The 14,764-nt window shown below is 77.1% G+C and carries 13 protein-coding genes and 1 riboswitch; of the genes, 2 read left to right on the forward strand and 11 right to left on the reverse strand.

Annotation, left to right across the window (positions count from 1 at the left end; genetic code table 11):
* Nucleotide 1 precedes the first annotated feature (1 nt).
* From WJX68_RS12855 to WJX68_RS12895, 9 genes are all read right to left on the reverse strand, one after another.
* The gene (locus WJX68_RS12855) at nt 2-370 is read right to left on the reverse strand and encodes a hypothetical protein (RefSeq protein ID WP_340290193.1); all 369 of its coding nucleotides are present in this window, start codon (nt 368-370) and stop codon (nt 2-4) included.
* Nucleotides 371-405: 35 nt separating this feature from the next.
* A riboswitch (cobalamin riboswitch) is annotated at nt 406-593 on the reverse strand.
* A 3-nt stretch (nt 594-596) separates the two neighbouring features.
* Nucleotides 597-2,165: a chloride channel protein gene (locus WJX68_RS12860; RefSeq protein WP_340290196.1), complete on the reverse strand. Its 1,569-nt coding sequence runs from the start codon at nt 2,163-2,165 to the stop codon at nt 597-599.
* A 5-nt stretch (nt 2,166-2,170) separates the two neighbouring features.
* Nucleotides 2,171-2,677 carry a MarR family winged helix-turn-helix transcriptional regulator gene (locus tag WJX68_RS12865; protein ID WP_340290199.1) on the reverse strand — a complete coding sequence of 169 codons (507 nt, stop codon included), beginning with the start codon at nt 2,675-2,677 and terminating at the stop codon, nt 2,171-2,173.
* 51 nt (nt 2,678-2,728) lie between these two features.
* Entirely contained in the window at nt 2,729-3,940 is a 1,212-nt protein-coding gene (cobA, locus tag WJX68_RS12870; RefSeq protein WP_340290201.1) for a uroporphyrinogen-III C-methyltransferase, read from the reverse strand.
* A complete protein-coding gene (locus tag WJX68_RS12875) occupies nt 3,937-4,491 on the reverse strand; it encodes a cobalamin biosynthesis protein (RefSeq protein ID WP_340290204.1) in 555 nt (184 codons plus the stop codon). Before WJX68_RS12875 ends, cobA begins: the two co-directional genes overlap by 4 nt.
* The gene (locus WJX68_RS12880; protein ID WP_422785699.1) at nt 4,488-5,864 is read right to left on the reverse strand and encodes a cobyrinic acid a,c-diamide synthase CobB; all 1,377 of its coding nucleotides are present in this window, start codon (nt 5,862-5,864) and stop codon (nt 4,488-4,490) included. Before WJX68_RS12880 ends, WJX68_RS12875 begins: the two co-directional genes overlap by 4 nt.
* Before the next feature lie 7 nt (nt 5,865-5,871).
* The gene (cobO, locus tag WJX68_RS12885) at nt 5,872-6,486 is read right to left on the reverse strand and encodes a cob(I)yrinic acid a,c-diamide adenosyltransferase (protein WP_340290210.1); all 615 of its coding nucleotides are present in this window, start codon (nt 6,484-6,486) and stop codon (nt 5,872-5,874) included.
* A gap of 13 nt (nt 6,487-6,499) precedes the next feature.
* Nucleotides 6,500-8,740 (reverse strand): VWA domain-containing protein, encoded by a 2,241-nt coding sequence (locus WJX68_RS12890; RefSeq protein ID WP_340290213.1) that lies wholly within the window; start codon nt 8,738-8,740, stop codon nt 6,500-6,502.
* A complete protein-coding gene (locus tag WJX68_RS12895) occupies nt 8,737-10,263 on the reverse strand; it encodes a cobyric acid synthase (protein ID WP_340290556.1) in 1,527 nt (508 codons plus the stop codon). The genes WJX68_RS12890 and WJX68_RS12895 overlap by 4 nt, the downstream gene beginning before the upstream one ends.
* A gap of 47 nt (nt 10,264-10,310) precedes the next feature.
* Between WJX68_RS12895 and WJX68_RS12900 the strand changes: the two genes are divergently transcribed.
* Nucleotides 10,311-11,174, forward strand: a complete 864-nt coding sequence (locus WJX68_RS12900; protein WP_340290216.1) for an SURF1 family cytochrome oxidase biogenesis protein — start codon at nt 10,311-10,313, stop codon at nt 11,172-11,174.
* Between the two features lie 22 nt (nt 11,175-11,196).
* On the opposite strand, the gene WJX68_RS12905 is transcribed toward WJX68_RS12900, so the two are convergent.
* Nucleotides 11,197-12,216: a cobalamin biosynthesis protein gene (locus WJX68_RS12905; RefSeq protein ID WP_340290219.1), complete on the reverse strand. Its 1,020-nt coding sequence runs from the start codon at nt 12,214-12,216 to the stop codon at nt 11,197-11,199.
* A gap of 56 nt (nt 12,217-12,272) precedes the next feature.
* Here WJX68_RS12905 and WJX68_RS12910 point away from each other — a divergent pair, with 56 nt between their 5' ends.
* Nucleotides 12,273-12,905 (forward strand): flavin reductase family protein, encoded by a 633-nt coding sequence (locus WJX68_RS12910; RefSeq protein ID WP_340290222.1) that lies wholly within the window; start codon nt 12,273-12,275, stop codon nt 12,903-12,905.
* A 14-nt stretch (nt 12,906-12,919) separates the two neighbouring features.
* On the opposite strand, the gene WJX68_RS12915 is transcribed toward WJX68_RS12910, so the two are convergent.
* A complete protein-coding gene (locus WJX68_RS12915) occupies nt 12,920-14,617 on the reverse strand; it encodes an AMP-binding protein (RefSeq protein WP_340290225.1) in 1,698 nt (565 codons plus the stop codon).
* Nucleotides 14,618-14,764 lie beyond the last annotated feature (147 nt).

Below are 14,764 nucleotides of genomic sequence, written 5' to 3' on the forward strand. Positions count from 1 at the left end.
CTCAGCCGATCAGCGGGCTGCGGTGCGGCGGGGCGACCCGGGTACCGGGGGTCGTCACCACCAGGCCCGGGACGGCGCGGGAGAGCCCGTCGAGCACCGAGCCGAGCGCCGGGTCCGCGGCTGGGTCACCCTCGACGAGCAGGACCGCGGGCCCGCCGCCGCAGCGGGCGGCGATGCGGGCGACGGCGTCGCGCGGGACGACCCGCTCGACCCGCCACGCCTCGGCGTAGAACAGGGCGGTCGACTCGGCCTGCGGGAAGACGAACACCGTCCCCGCGCCGGCGAGCAGGTCCGCGGCCGCGGACGCGGCGGTGCCGGGTGCCCCGGCGTCGGACGGGGCCGTGCCGAGCACGACCAGGGCGTCGCTCATCGTGTCCTCCTCGAGGGTCCGCGCCCTCACCAGTGGGAAGTCCTACGACGACGGACAGTCTCCTGGCTCCCGGATCGACACGCCCTCCCCGGCCTTCCCGCCCGCGGGGGGCGGTGGCGCCGGGTGGGGAGGGCACTCCCCGGTGACAGTGGCGGGACCGCGCCGGACTCGCACCGGCTTCCTGCCCCGTCGTCGTGATGAGCCCACCACGGCGCCGGGGAGCCGGTCAACCGGTACCGGCGGACCGCACACCGCGCAGATGGTCGAGGACGTCGTGCTCGGCGAGGCTCCCCACCGTCTCGCCGCCGTCCAGCACGGCCAGCGCGTCGCCGCGGTGCGCGGCGAGCACCCCGAGGACGTCGTGCACCGGGGAGTCCGCGGTGAGCACCGGCAGCGCCGGGTCGGGTGCGACCGGCCCGGCCGGCCGCATGACCTGGGCGACGGTCACCCGGCGCAGCGCCTCGTCGGTCGGGGTGTCGGCGGCGAGGTCGATGCCGCGGCGCAGCAGCTTGAGCGTGTAGATGTTGTCCCGCGACACCAGGTGCGACAGCCCGGTGGCCAGCACGACCGCCGCCATCAGCGGCAGGATCAGGGCGTAGTCGCCGGTCAGCTCGAACACGATGAGCACCGCGGTGATCGGAGCGTGCGCGGCCCCGGCGAACACCGCGGCCATGCCGACCAGGCCGAACGCGCCGGGGTCCAGGTGCATCCCGGGCAGCAGGGCCGCCGCGGCGAACCCGAACGCGGTGCCCACGGTGCCGCCGATGAACAGCGACGGCGCGAACACCCCGCCGGAGCCGCCGATGCCGATCGTCAGCCCGGCCGCGAGGATCTTCCCGACGACGAGCAGCAGCAGGAACCCGACGACGTAGCGGCCCTCGACCGCGGCCTCCAGCACCGGGTAGCCGACGCCGTACATCTGCGGCAGCGCCAGCAGCAGCCCGCCGAGCAGCAGCCCGCCGACGGCCGGGCGCAGCCACTCGGGGCCGCGCCACACCGCGTCGCAGGCGTCCTCGACGACGTAGAGGATCCGGGCGAACGCCCAGCCCAGCAGGCCCGCGAGCAGGCCGAGCAGTGCGTAGAGCGGCAGCTGGGCGGGGCTGCCCAGGTCGAAGTGCGGCAGGGTGAGGATCGCGCGGTCCCCGGCGATCCCCTCGGCGACGACGTTCGCGGTCACCGAGCTGATGACCAGCACCCCGAAGGCCTCCGCGCTGAACGAGCGCAGGATCAGCTCCAGGCCGAACACCACCCCGGACACGGGCGCGTCGAAGGTCGCGGAGATCCCGCCCGCGGCGCCGCAGGCGACCATCAGGACCAGCCGGGTCGCCGGCACCCGCAGCCACTGCCCGATCGCCGAGCCGAGCGCGGACCCGATCTGCACGATCGGGCCCTCCCGCCCGACCGAGCCGCCGGTGCCGATGCAGATGCCCGACGCCAGCGCCTTCACCCCCGCCACGGTCGCCGGGATCCGCCCGCCGCGGCGCGCGACGGCGAGCATCACCTCGGGCACACCGTGCCCGCGGGCCTCCGGCGCGAAGCGCTGCACCAGCGGGCCGTGGACCAGGCCGCCGACGACCGGGGCGAGCAGCAGGAACCACACGCCCAGCCACGGCAGGTGGGGTGAGGCGACGCGGCCGGCGTCGGAGTAGTCGTCGCGGCCGGTGACCAGCCACGTCACGCCGAGGATCAGCTCGTGGAACAGCACCGACCCGATGCCGGCGCCGACCCCGATGATCAGTGCCAGCCCGACCAGGCCGGGCCGGCTGCCGACGAGCGCGCCGTGCAGCGCGCGCACGGCCCTCACCGCGCACCCCCCTCGGTCCCCAGCGGCGCGACGGCCCAGTCGGTCTCGCCGACCTCGCCCGCGGCGTCGGCGAAGCGGCGCAGCGCGTCGCGGACCGCGACCCGCTCCGCGGCGGGCAGGGTCGCGAGCAGCCGGTGCATCTCGGCGCGACGCAGCCGGGTGACCTCGTCGACCAGGGCGCGCCCGGCCGGGCTCAGGACGAGGGCGACCTCGCGGCGGTCGTCGCCGGTACGGGCCCGCTCCACGAGGCCGCGCCCGACCAGCCGGTCGCACATCCGGGTCGCCGTCGACGCCGACACGGCCAGCGCGGTCGCGAGGTCGGCCGGGCGCCGGGTGCCGTGCTGGGCCAGGACGACCAGCGCGCGGTACTGCGGCAGGGTCACCTCGCCCGCGCTCCCGCCGGACGGCTCGCCCGCGGCGGCCAGCGACCGGGCCACCACGGAGAGCATCGCCCGGCTCGCGGTCATCACCGCGTCGACGACGTCATCGATCTCGTCGGTCATGCGCCGACCATTGCACACTGCAAGCTTGCAGTGTGCAATGAGTTGCCGGGGTCACCCCCCGACGGGCGCCCGCAGCCCGGCCACCGGCCCGACGACCACGATCGCCGGCGGGCTGACCTCCTGCTCGGCCGCGACGCGCTCCGCGGTCTCCAGCGTCGCGCGCACCGAGCGCTCGATGCGGGTGGTGCCGTCCTGCACGATCAGCACCGGGGTGTCGGCGGGGCGGCCGTGGGCGATCAGCGCGTCGGCGAAGCGACCGAGGCGCTCCACGGCCATCATCAGCACGATCGTGCCGGTCATCCGGCCCAGCGCCGCCCAGTCGGTGAGGCTGCGCGGGTCGTCCGGGGCCACGTGCCCGGACACGACGACGATCTCGTGCGCGACCCCGCGGTGGCTGACCGGGGTCCCCGCGACGGCGGGCGCGGCGAACGCGCTGGTGATGCCGGGGACGACGGTGACCGGGACGCCCGCGGCGGCGCACGCCTGGACCTCCTCGAAGCCGCGGCCGTAGACGAACGGGTCGCCGCCCTTGAGCCGCACGACGAACCGCCCGGCCCGCGCGTGCTCGATCAGCAGCTCGTTGATCTTCTCCTGGGCCATCGCCCGGCCGTAGGGGATCTTGGAGGCGTCGATGACCTCGACCTCGGGGGACAGCTCGTCGAGGATGTCGCGCGGGCCGAGCCGGTCGGCGACGACGACCTCGGCGCGGGACAGCAGCCGCCGCCCGCGCACGGTGATCAGCTCCGGGTCGCCGGGCCCGCCGCCGACCAGTGCCACGCCCGGCTGCGGGGGCTCGGCGCTGTCGTCGACGACACCGGCCTGCAGCGCCTCCACCAGGGCGGTGCGCACGGCCGCGGAACGGCGGTGCGCGCCCCGGGCGAGGACGCCGACGGTGAGCCCGTCGTACTCACCGGTGGCGGGGGTGACCGCCGTGCCCTGCGTGCCGTCGTCGGCGCGGACGCAGAAGACCCGGTTCCGCTCGGCCTCGGCGACCACGGCGGCGTTGACGGCCGCGTCGTCGGTGGCGGCGATCGCGTACCAGGCGCCGTCGAGGTCGCCCGCGGCCCAGCGGCGCGCGGTCCAGGTGATCTCCCGGGCCGAGGCCATCCCTTCGACGGCCGGGGTGACCTCGGGCGAGACGACCTCGACCTCCGCCCCGGCGGCGATGAGCCGCGCGGTGCGGCGCTGGGCCACCTGCCCGCCGCCGACGACGACGACCCGGCGTCCGGCCAGGTCCAGTCCGACCAGGTACTGCTCGTTCAACGACGTTCCTCTCCCGCGGGGGTACTCGGTGACGGTGTCCGGCTCCCGCCCCGGCCACTCGCGCGGGCACGGTCGCGGCGGGGATCGCCCGGTGACCCGGGCCCCACGCCGCGGCGGCGGCCGAGGATAGCGGGGTCGGCGAGGGTCCAGGCCGTTCCGGAGGCCGATCCCACACCGACGGCCAGGGTCACGCCGTCGCCGACGGTCCTGGTCACCAGCAGCCGCGCCCCGGGGCCCGCGGCCAGCAGCGCCGCCGCCTCGGCCACCGACGGCGTCCCGGTCGCGGCCGCGACCCGCGCGCTCGGACCCGGCACCGCGACGGCGGCCAGCGCCGCGGCGGGGTAGCCGTGCGGCACCGCCGGGGCGACGGCGTCGCACAGCCCCGGTTCGGCGGCCCGCCGGTCCAGGGTGGCGACCACGGCGCCCGCCAGGTCCAGCCCGTGCGCGGCGGCGACCCGGTCGAGCAGGGCCCGCACCGCCGCCGCCGGGGTGCCGGGGCGCAGCCCGACCCCCACGGCGAGCGCCGGGCGCGGCGCGGCGGCGCCGGTCACGCCGGGACCGTGGCGGCGTGGGCGCGCGCGGCGGCGACGAACCGGGCGACCGCACCGGGCGTCCCGGCCGGATGGGTGTGCAGGAACGACGCGTGCACCCCGCCGGTGACGTGGCCCTCCGGCTGCCCGCCCCGCCACGCCCACGCGGGCGCCGTCCCGGCGCGGGGGGTGACCGCGCAGCGGTGGAACTCGTGCGCCCCGACCCGCTCCCCCGCCCCGAACAGCGGCGACGCCGACACCGCGACGGCGTCGCGGTAGCCCAGCGTCAGCCGCGGGGTCATGGCCGCGTCGGCGTCGAGGACCCCGCACATCGGTGTCCCGTCCAGCTCGCGGCACAGGTAGAGCAGGCCGCCGCACTCGGCGTGCACCGGCGCCCCGGACGCGGCCAGCGCGGCGACCGCCGCCCGCAGCGGCGCGTTGTCCCCCAGCGCGCCGACGTGCTCCTCCGGGAACCCGCCGGGCAGGACCAGCCCGGACGCCCGCTCCGGGAGCCCCGGGTCGCGCAGCGGGTCCACCGCGACGACCTCGGCCCCGGCCGCGGCGAGCAGCTCGGCGTGCTCGGCGTAGCCGAACCCGAACGCGGGCCCGCCGGCGAGCGCGACCACCGGCCGCGGCACCGCGGTGTCCCCGGCCGGGCCGGTGGCGGCGAGCTCCGCGGCCGGGTCCCAGGCCGGGCCGCCGGGCAGCGGGCGGGCCGCCGCGACGACGGCGTCGAGGTCCACGTGCTCGGCCACCAGCGCGGCCATCGCGTCGACGGCGGCGGTCGCGGCGGCCCCGTGCTCGGCCGCGGTCACCAGACCCAGGTGCCGGCTCGGGACGGCGAGCTCCGCGCGGCGCGGCACGGCGCCCAGCACCGGCAGGCCGACCTCCTCGGCCGCGGCGCGGCACACCCCGGCGTGCCGGTCGGAGCCGACCCGGTTCAGGATCACGCCCGCGACCTGCACCGACGGGTCGAACGACCGGAACCCGTGCAGCAGCGCGGCCAGCGACCGCGACTGCCCGCGCACGTCGACGACCAGCACCACCGGCGCCCCCAGCGCGGCGGCGACCTGCGCGGTGGACCCGGCGCCGTCGGCGATGCGGCCGTCGAACAGCCCCATGACCCCCTCCACGACGGCGACGTCGGCGTCGCGGGCGCCGTGGCGGGCCAGCGGCCCGAGCCGGTCGGGACCCTGCAGCACCACGTCGAGGTTGCGGCCCGGCCGCCCCGCCGCGAGCGTGTGGTAGCCGGGGTCGATGTAGTCGGGCCCGATCTTGAACGGGGCGACCCGGGTGCCGCGCCGGCTCAGCGCGGCCATCAGCCCGGTCGCGACCGTCGTCTTCCCGCTGCCCGACGACGGCGCCGCGACCACGAGCGCGCGCGCCGTGCTCACCACCGGCTCACCACTCGATCCCCCGCTGGCCCTTCTGCCCGGCGTCCATCGGGTGCTTGACCTTCGTGGTCTCCATGACCAGGTCGGCCGCGTCGACGAGCGCCTGCGGCGCGTCGCGCCCGGTGACGATCACGTGCTGGCGCCCGGTCCGGGCGGTCAGCACCGAGACGACCTCGTCGACGTCGATCCAGCCCCACTTGAGCGGGTAGGTGAACTCGTCGAGGACGTAGACCTGGTGCTCCTCGCGCTCGATGCGGCGGCGGATCTCGGCCCAGCCCTCGGCGGCGTCGGCGGCGTGGTCGGTCTCGGTGCCGGCCTTGCGCGACCACGACCACCCCGACCCCATCTTGTGCCACTCGACGGGCCCGCCCTGCCCGGTCCGCTCGTGCACCTCCCCGAGCGCGCGGAACGCCTCCTCCTCGCCGACCTTCCACTTCGCGGACTTCACGAACTGGAAGACCCCGATCGACCAGCCCTGGTTCCAGCCCCGCAGCGCCATCCCGAACGCGGCCGTGGACTTGCCCTTCATCGCCCCGGTGTGGACGACCAGCAGCGGCCGGTTGCGGCGCTGGCGGGTGGTCAGCCCGTCGTCGGGGGTGGTGCTCACGCGTCCTTGCGGCACGGTCGTGCTCCTCTCACGCGGCCCGCGCGGTGCGCACGAGATCGCCCACGCTGTCGGCGGTCAGCTCGTCGAGGGTCACCAGCTCGCCGCCCGCGGCGGCGGCCAGCGGCCCGGCCAGCCCGAGCCGGACGTGCCCGGACTCGCAGTCGACGACGACGGTGTGCACCCCGTCGGCGGCCAGCAGCCCGGCCGCGCGGCGGGAGTCGGCGACCGGGTCGCCGCCGTCGCGGGCGCCGACGGTGGCGCGCCCGTCGGTCAGCAGCACCACCAGCGGGCGGCGGCGCGGGTCGCGGCGGCGCTCGGCGTCGAGCACGGCCCTGGTCTTCAGCAGCCCCGCCGCCAGCGGGGTCCGGCCCCCGGTCCGCAGCCGCGCGAGCCGCTGCTGCGCGGTGGGCACCGACGACGTCGGCGGCAGCGCCAGCTCCGCGGCACGGGCCCGGAACGTCACCAGCCCGACCTTGTCGCGGCGCTGGTAGGCGTCGCGGAGCAGGCCCAGCACGGCCCCCGAGACCGCGGTCATGCGCCGGCGCGCGGCCATCGAGCCCGACGCGTCGACGACGAACAGCACCAGGTTGCCCTCGCGGCCCTCGCGCTCGGCGCGGCGCAGGTCGTCGCGGTGCAGCAGCAGCCCCGGCCCGCGGCGGCCGCGACCGGCCTGGTGCGGCGCGGCGGCGAGCACCGTGGCGGGCAGGTGCACGTCGGCGGCCCGCCCGGCGCCCGCACCGGAGGCCCGCACGACGCGCCCGGCGTGGGTGCGGGCCCGGGAGCGGCGGCCCGGGGCACCGGCACCGAGGCCGGGGACGGTGAACGCGCGGACCGTGGCGCGGTGCAGCCGCGCGGCCTCGCCGACGACGACGGCACGGCCCTCGCCGCCGTCCCCGCCCGCGGGCCCGGACGCGGCGTCGGTGGCGGGGGCGGGGTCGGTGGCGGGGTCGGTGGCCGGGCCGGGGGTGTCGCCCGGGTCCTGCGGGGGCGCGCCGGGCGGGTCGGCCGGGCCGGGCTCCTCCGCCCGCGGGGCGCCGCCCGGCCCGTCTCCGCCCTGCCCGTCCCCGCCCGGCCCGTGACGGGCGCCGTCGTCGGCGGCGCCGGTGCCGTCGGAGGCGCCAGTGCTGTCGGCGGCGCCGTCGGTGCCGGTGCCGGTGTCGTCGTCGGGCCCCTCCGGCGGGTCGCCGGGGCCGCCCGGGTCGTCGTCGGGGTCCTCCGGGCCGAGGTGGTCCTCGGCGTCGGCCAGCGCGCGGTCGAGCTCGGCCTCGTCGAGGCCGGGCTCGTCGAACGGGTCGCGGCGGCGGCGGTGCGGCAGGGCGAGCCGGGCGGCGACGCGGACGTCGCCGGCGTCCACGGCGGGGCGGCCCTCCCAGGCGGCGTGCGCGGCGGCGGCGCGGGTGATGACCAGGTCGGCCCGCATCCCGTCGACGTCGAACCGGGCGCAGACGAACGCGATCCGGCGCAGCTCGCGGTCGCTCACCCGCACCGAGGCGACGCGCTCCTGCGCGGCGCGCAGCCGGGCGGCGGTCGCGGCCTCGTCCGGCGCGAAGCGGGCGGTGAACCCGGCCGGGTCGTCCTCGAACGCGATCCGGCGCCGGGTCACCTCGACCCGGGTGTCGACGTCGCGGCTGGCGCGGACCTCCACGGTCAGCCCGAACCGGTCGAGCAGCTGCGGGCGCAGCTCCCCCTCCTCCGGGTTCATGGTCCCGACCAGCAGGAACCGGGCGGCGTGCGAGACCGAGACGCCGTCGCGCTCGACGTGCGCGCGGCCCATCGCGGCGGCGTCGAGCAGCAGGTCGACGAGGTGGTCGTGGAGCAGGTTGACCTCGTCGACGTAGAGCACCCCGCGGTGGGCGTCGGCGAGCAGGCCCGGCTGGTAGGCGCGCCGGCCCTCCGCGAGCGCCTTCTCCAGGTCCAGCGACCCGACCAGGCGGTCCTCGGTCGCGCCGACCGGCAGCTCGACCAGGCGCGCCGGGCGCCGGTCACCGGGGGCGCCCGCGGGGTGCGGCCCGTCCGGGCACGCCGGGTCCGCCACCGCCGGGTCGCAGCCGAACCGGCAGGCCACGACGACGTCGTGGTCGGGCAGCAGCGCCGCCAGCGCGCGCACCGCCGTCGACTTCGCGGTGCCCTTCTCCCCGCGCACCAGCACCCCGCCGACCCCCGGGTGCACCGCGTTGAGCAGCAGTGCCAGCCGGAGGTCGTCGTGGCCGACGACGGCGGAGAACGGGAAGCGCGGGGGGCCCGCGACGGCGGTCGAGGTCGTGCTCACGCCGGTGAGGCTGCCAGACCGGAGGTCAGCACCGGGAGATCCACGGGCGCACCGTGTCCGATCACATGTTCAAGTGAGGATGTGTCCAGATGGTGTTCGACCAGGTCGGCCAGCAGATCGGCCTGCCGGGTGCGCTCGGCCGCGAACGACGTGTCCTGCGCCACCCGGAACCCGGTCCGCCCTGCCTCGTCGGCGAGGCGGGTGAGCAGCAGCCGGCGGAAGCCGTCGTTCTCGGCCAGGCCGTGCCAGTGGGTCCCGAGGACGTGGCCGCGGTCGCTGCCCTCGTCGCCGACCAGGCCCGGGTCCCCGGAGCGCACGACGCGGCCGTGGTGGATCTCGTAACCGGTGACGGGCTCGCCCCAGGCCGTCGCGGTGGGCGTCGCGAGGTGCTTGACCGGGTCGAACGCGATCTCCAGGTCGAGCAGCCCGAGGCCGGCGACCGTGGTGCCGGGGGCGGCCTCGGCACCGTCCGGGTCGCTGACCGCGTGCCCCAGCATCTGGTAGCCGCCGCAGATCCCCAGCACGGGACGACCGGCGGCGGCGTGCGCGTGCACCGCCTCGGCCATCCCGGACGCCCGCAGCCACGCCAGGTCCGACACCGTGGCCTTCGTCCCGGGCAGGACGACGACGTCGGTGTCGGCGATCCGCGACGGCTCGGTCACGTACCGCACCGCGACGCCCGGCTCGCAGGCCAGCGCCTCGGCGTCGGTGGCGTTGGAGATGCGCGGGAACCGGACGACGGCGACCCGCAGCCACTGCTCGCCGCGCGGCGGGGCCGGGCGGCCGAGCACGCCGTCGGCGACGGCGGACAGCGAGTCCTCGGCGTCGAGCCACAGGCCGTCGGCGAAGGGCAGCACGCCCAGCGTCGGGCGCCCGGTGAGCTCGCGCAGCCGGTCGAGGCCGGGGTCGAGCAGCCGCGAGTCGCCGCGGAACTTGTTGATCACGAAGCCGGCGACCAGCGCCTGGTCGGCCGGTTCGAGGACGGCGAGGGTGCCGAACAGGTGCGCGAGCACGCCGCCGCGGTCGATGTCGCCGACGACGAGCACGGGCAGGTCGTTGCGCCGGGCGAAGCCCATGTTGGCCAGGTCGGTGGCGCGCAGGTTGATCTCCGCGGGCGACCCGGCGCCCTCGCAGACGACCACGTCGTGGCGTGCGCGCAGCCGCGCGAGGGACTCGGCGACGACGTCGGCGAGCGCCGCGGTGCGGTGCCGGTAGGACAGCGCCGAGACCTGGCCGTCGGCCCGCCCGCGCACGACGACCTGCGAGGTCCGGTCCCCGCCGGGCTTGAGCAGCACCGGGTTCAGGTCGACCGACGGCGCGATCCCGCAGGCGAAGGCCTGCATCGCCTGGGCGCGGCCGATCTCGCCGCCGTCCGGGGTGACGACGGAGTTGTTGCTCATGTTCTGCGCCTTGAACGGCGCGACCGACACCCCGCGCCGGTGCAGCCACCGGCAGATCCCGGCGACGACGGCACTCTTGCCGGCGTCCGACGTCGTGCCCGCGACGAGCACCGCTCCCTGCACCACCACGCCCGGCAGTATCCCCCGCCGCCGTGGCTACCCTGGGGGACGTGCGTTTCCTGCTGCGTCCCGGGTGGATCGCGTTCGTCGTCGCGGTGATCGCGTTCGCGGTCACCTGCTACACGCTGCTCGCGCCGTGGCAGTTCGACCGCGAGGCCCAGCGCACGCAGCAGGAACAGGCGATCGCGACGGCCGACGCGACCCCCGCGGTCCCGTTCGCCCGGCTGGTCCCCGCCGGGTCCGGCGTGGGCGCCGACGACCAGTGGCGCCGGGTCACCCTCACCGGCACCTACGACCGCGGCGCCGAGACGCTGGTCCGGCTGCGCGTCGTCGACGGGGCGCCGGCCTACGAGGTCCTCACCCCGCTGCGCCTGACCGACGGGCGCACCGTCGTGGTGAACCGCGGGTCGGTGGCCGCGGCCGACCGGGGCGCCGTGCCCGACTACGCGCCCGCCCCCACCGGCCCGGTCACCGTCGAGGGCAGGCTGCGGCTGGACGAGAACGACCCGCAGGGCCGCCCGCCGCTGTTCGAGAACGGCACCCGCCAGGTGTACGCCGCGGACTCCCGCGCCCTCGCCGCGGCCACGGGGCTGGCGCCGGTGCCGGGCGTGGTCGTGCTGGAGGCCGGCGGTGCGGGCGTCCTGGACCCGATCCCGGTCGCCCCGGTCGGCGGCGGCGCCCCGTTCAGCAACTTCTCCTACGCCCTGCAGTGGCTGACCTTCGGTGCCGTCGCGCTCGTCGCGCTCGGCCTGTTCATCCGGCTGGAGCTGCTGCAGCGCAACGGCAGGCGCGAGCGGGCCGGCAGCCTGCGCGACCAGCTCTCCGGCCGCGACGGCTACGGCGACCCGGCCGACCCGGCCGGTCCCGCCCGGGACGCGGACCTGCCGGTCCGTACGCCGGGCAGCGGAACGTGACCGCCCTCACCTGACCGTCGGGTCAGGACCGCCGCGGTGGCCCCGCCCGGCGGCCGTCCTGCGCCGCGGCCGCCGCGACCGCCAGCGCACCGGCCCCGGCGGCGACGAGCCGCGACAGCCGCGCGACCCGGTGCAGGTCCGCGATCCGCGGCGGATGCCCGTCCCCGAGCTGCGGGCGCTGCTCGGTGCCGTGGGCGTAGGTCGTCGGCCCGCCCAGGCGCAGGCCCAGCGCACCCGCGGCGCTCGCCTCGACCGGGCCCGCGTTGGGGCTGGGATGCCCGGCCGCGTCGCGCCGCCAGGCACGCAGCGCGGCCGCCGACGACCCGCCCACCAGCGGCGCGGCGGCGACGGTCAGCACCGCCGTCAACCGCGCCGGGACCAGGTTGACCAGGTCGTCGAGACGGGCGGCGGCCCACCCGAAGCGGGCGTGGCGCGCCGAGCGGTAGCCGACCATCGCGTCCAGGGTGTTCACCGCGCGGTAGCCGAGCAGCCCTGGGACCCCGGCGACCGCGCCCCACACCAGGGGCCCGACGACCGCGTCGGAGGTGTTCTCCGCCAGCGACTCGCTCCCGGCGCGGGCCATGCCGTCGGCGTCGAGGAGCTGCGGGTCGCGGGCGCACAGGTGCGGGATGCGGGCCCGGGCGGCGGGCAGGTCACCCGCGTCGAGCGACGCGGCCAGCGCCGAGCCCTCCCGCACCAGCGAGGTGCCGCCGAGCACCGCCCACGTCGCGGCCGCCGTGAGCACGGCCCGCACCAGCGCCTCGCGGCCCTCCCCCGCGCGGGGCCGCCGCGCGCCGCCACGCCGCCCGGCGCCCGACCGGGTCGCGACGGCCTCGGCGGCGGCGCCGAGCGCGACGGTCCCGCCGACCAGCAGCGCCGTGTACGCGACGCCGGGGACGACGGCGTCGCGGTGCATCCGCCGTTCCAGACCTGCCGCGACCGTGCCGAACCCGGCGACCGGGTGGCCGCGTCGCGGGTCGCCGAGCACGGCGTCGGCGAGGAACCCGGCGGCCAGTCCGGCCGCACGGCCACGGGTGCGCATGCCCGCGACGGTAGAGCGGCGCGCGGCCCGCGCGGCGGGCGGGCAGGATCATCCCCATGCGCACGGACCTGAAGCCGGACGAGATGGGCGCCGGCCCGTTCTACAAGCTCCTGACCAGCGTCGTCGTCCCGCGGCCGATCGCGTGGGTGTCGACCCGCTCGGCCGCGGGCGTCGACAACCTCGCCCCGCACTCGTTCTTCACGGTGTCCTGCGTGGACCCGCCGATGATCCAGTTCACCTCGGTCGGGAAGAAGGACTCGCTGCGCAACGTCTCCGAGACGCGCGAGTTCGTCGTGTGCCTGGCCGGCGAGCCGCTGTTCGAGAAGATCAACGCGACCGCGACCGACTTCCCCGCCGAGATCAGCGAGTTCTCCTCGGTCGGGCTGACCGCCGAGCCGTCGGCCGTGGTCGCCCCGCCCCGGGTCGCCGAGTCCCCGGTCGCGCTGGAGTGCGTGCTGCACGCCGGCATCGAGCTCGGGAACTCGACGGTGGTCATCGGTCGCGTCGTGCACGCCGCGGTCGAGGAGAGCGTGTTCGTCACCGACGAGCGCGGCAACACGCTGCCCGACGTGCGACGGCTCGCGCCGCTGGCCCGCCTCGGGCGCAACGAGTGGTCGCGCCTCGGCGAGGTCGTCGAGATCACCCGGATCCCGTACCGCGACTGGCCGGGTCACTTCGACGGCGAGTGACCCGGCCGCCGGGCCTACAGCGTGTACTCGGCGGGCGGCGTCGCGGCCGGGTCGGCGTGGATCTCGCCCTCCCGGCCGCGCAGCTCCACGCGGCGGATCTTGCCCGAGATCGTCTTCGGCAGCTCGAAGAACTCCAGGCGCCGGATCCGCTTGTACGGGGCGAGGTTGTCGTAGGCGAACTGCAGGATGGCCTTCGCCGTCTCCTCGGTCGGCTCGTGGCCCTTCGCGAGCACGACGTAGGCCTTGGGGACGGCGAGGCGCACCGGGTCCGGCGACGGCACGACCGCGGCCTCGGCCACGGCGGGGTGCTCGATGAGCACGCTCTCCAGCTCGAACGGGCTGATCCGGTAGTCGCTGGCCTTGAACACGTCGTCGGCGCGCCCGACGTAGGTGATGTAGCCGGACTCGTCGCGGGAGCCGACGTCGCCGGTGTGGTAGTACCCGCCGGCCATCGCCTCGGCGTTGCGCTCCGGGTCGTCGGCGTAGCCGACCATCAGCCCGGTCGGGCGGTGCTCCAGGTCCAGGCAGATCTCGCCCTCGTCGGCGACGGCCCCGGTCGCCGGGTCGACCAGCGTGACGACGAAGCCCGGGATCGGGCGCCCCATCGAGCCGGGCCTGACCGGCTGGCCGGGCGGGTTGCCGATCTGCACCGAGGACTCGGTCTGGCCGAACCCGTCGCGGATGCGCAGGCCCCAGGCCTTCTCGACCTGCTCGATGACCTCGGGGTTGAGCGGCTCCCCCGCGCCGACGACCTTGGCGGGCGGCGTCGCGAGCCCGGACAGGTCGGCCTGGATCAGCATCCGCCACACGGTCGGCGGGGCGCAGAAGCTCGTGACGCCGCAGGAGTCCAGCACCGACAGCACGGACTCGGCGTCGAAGCGGGCGTAGTTCATCACCAGCACCGTCGCCTCGGCGATCCACGGCGCGAACACGTTGGACCAGGCGTGCTTGGCCCAGCCCGGCGAGGAGATGTTGAGGTGCACGTCGCCGGGCTCGAGCCCGATCCAGTACATCGTCGACAGGTGCCCGACCGGGTAGGACGTGTGCGTGTGCTCGACCAGCTTGGGCTTGGCCGTGGTGCCGGAGGTGAAGTACAGCAGCAGGGTGTCCGAGGCCTTCGTGGCGCCGTCGGGGGTGAACTCCGCGGGCGCCGAGTACGCCTCGCCGGTGTAGTCGCGCCAGCCGGCGACCGCGCCGCGGACGGCGATCCGGGTGTAGTCGCCGTCGACGCCGTCGAACTTGCCGGTGTCGTCCGCACCGACGACGACGTGCTTCGCCCGGCCCCGGTCCACCCGGTCCTGCAGGTCGGCCGGCGTGAGCAGGGTCGTCGCGGGGATGACGACCGCGCCCAGCTTCATCGCCGCGAGCAGGGTCTCCCACAGCTCCAGCTGGTTGCCGAGCATGAGGATGATCCGGTCGCCGCGGGCGACGCCCTGCTCGCGCAGCCAGTTCGCGACGCGCGCGGAGCGCTCGGACAGCTCGGCCCACGTCCAGTGCGCCTGCGACCCGTCCTGCTCGACGATCCACAGCGCGCGCCGCGCCCCGCGCTCGGGGTCGGCGGCGACGACGTCGAAGTGGTCCAGCGCGAAGTTGAACTCCTCCAGCTCGGGCCAGCGGAAGTCGCGGTAGGCCGTGTCGTAGTCCTCGCGGTGGGTCAGCAGGAAGTCGCGAGCGGCGAGGAACTTCTCCGTCGCCGGGCCGGCTGTCGCCATGGGGTGCACCTCGGTGGGCTCGTGCGAAGGGGCCCGTGCCCCGGGCCCGCGTGCGGGGGCCGCCGCGGCGGCCGCACCGCGACCCTAGTCACTGCCGCGGCCCCGCGGCAGGTCCCGGCCGGGCCGGTGGGCACCCGCCCGGCGGGC

Source organism: Pseudonocardia spirodelae (genome assembly GCF_037727765.1).
Taxonomy (GTDB): Bacteria; Actinomycetota; Actinomycetes; order Mycobacteriales; family Pseudonocardiaceae; genus Pseudonocardia; species Pseudonocardia spirodelae.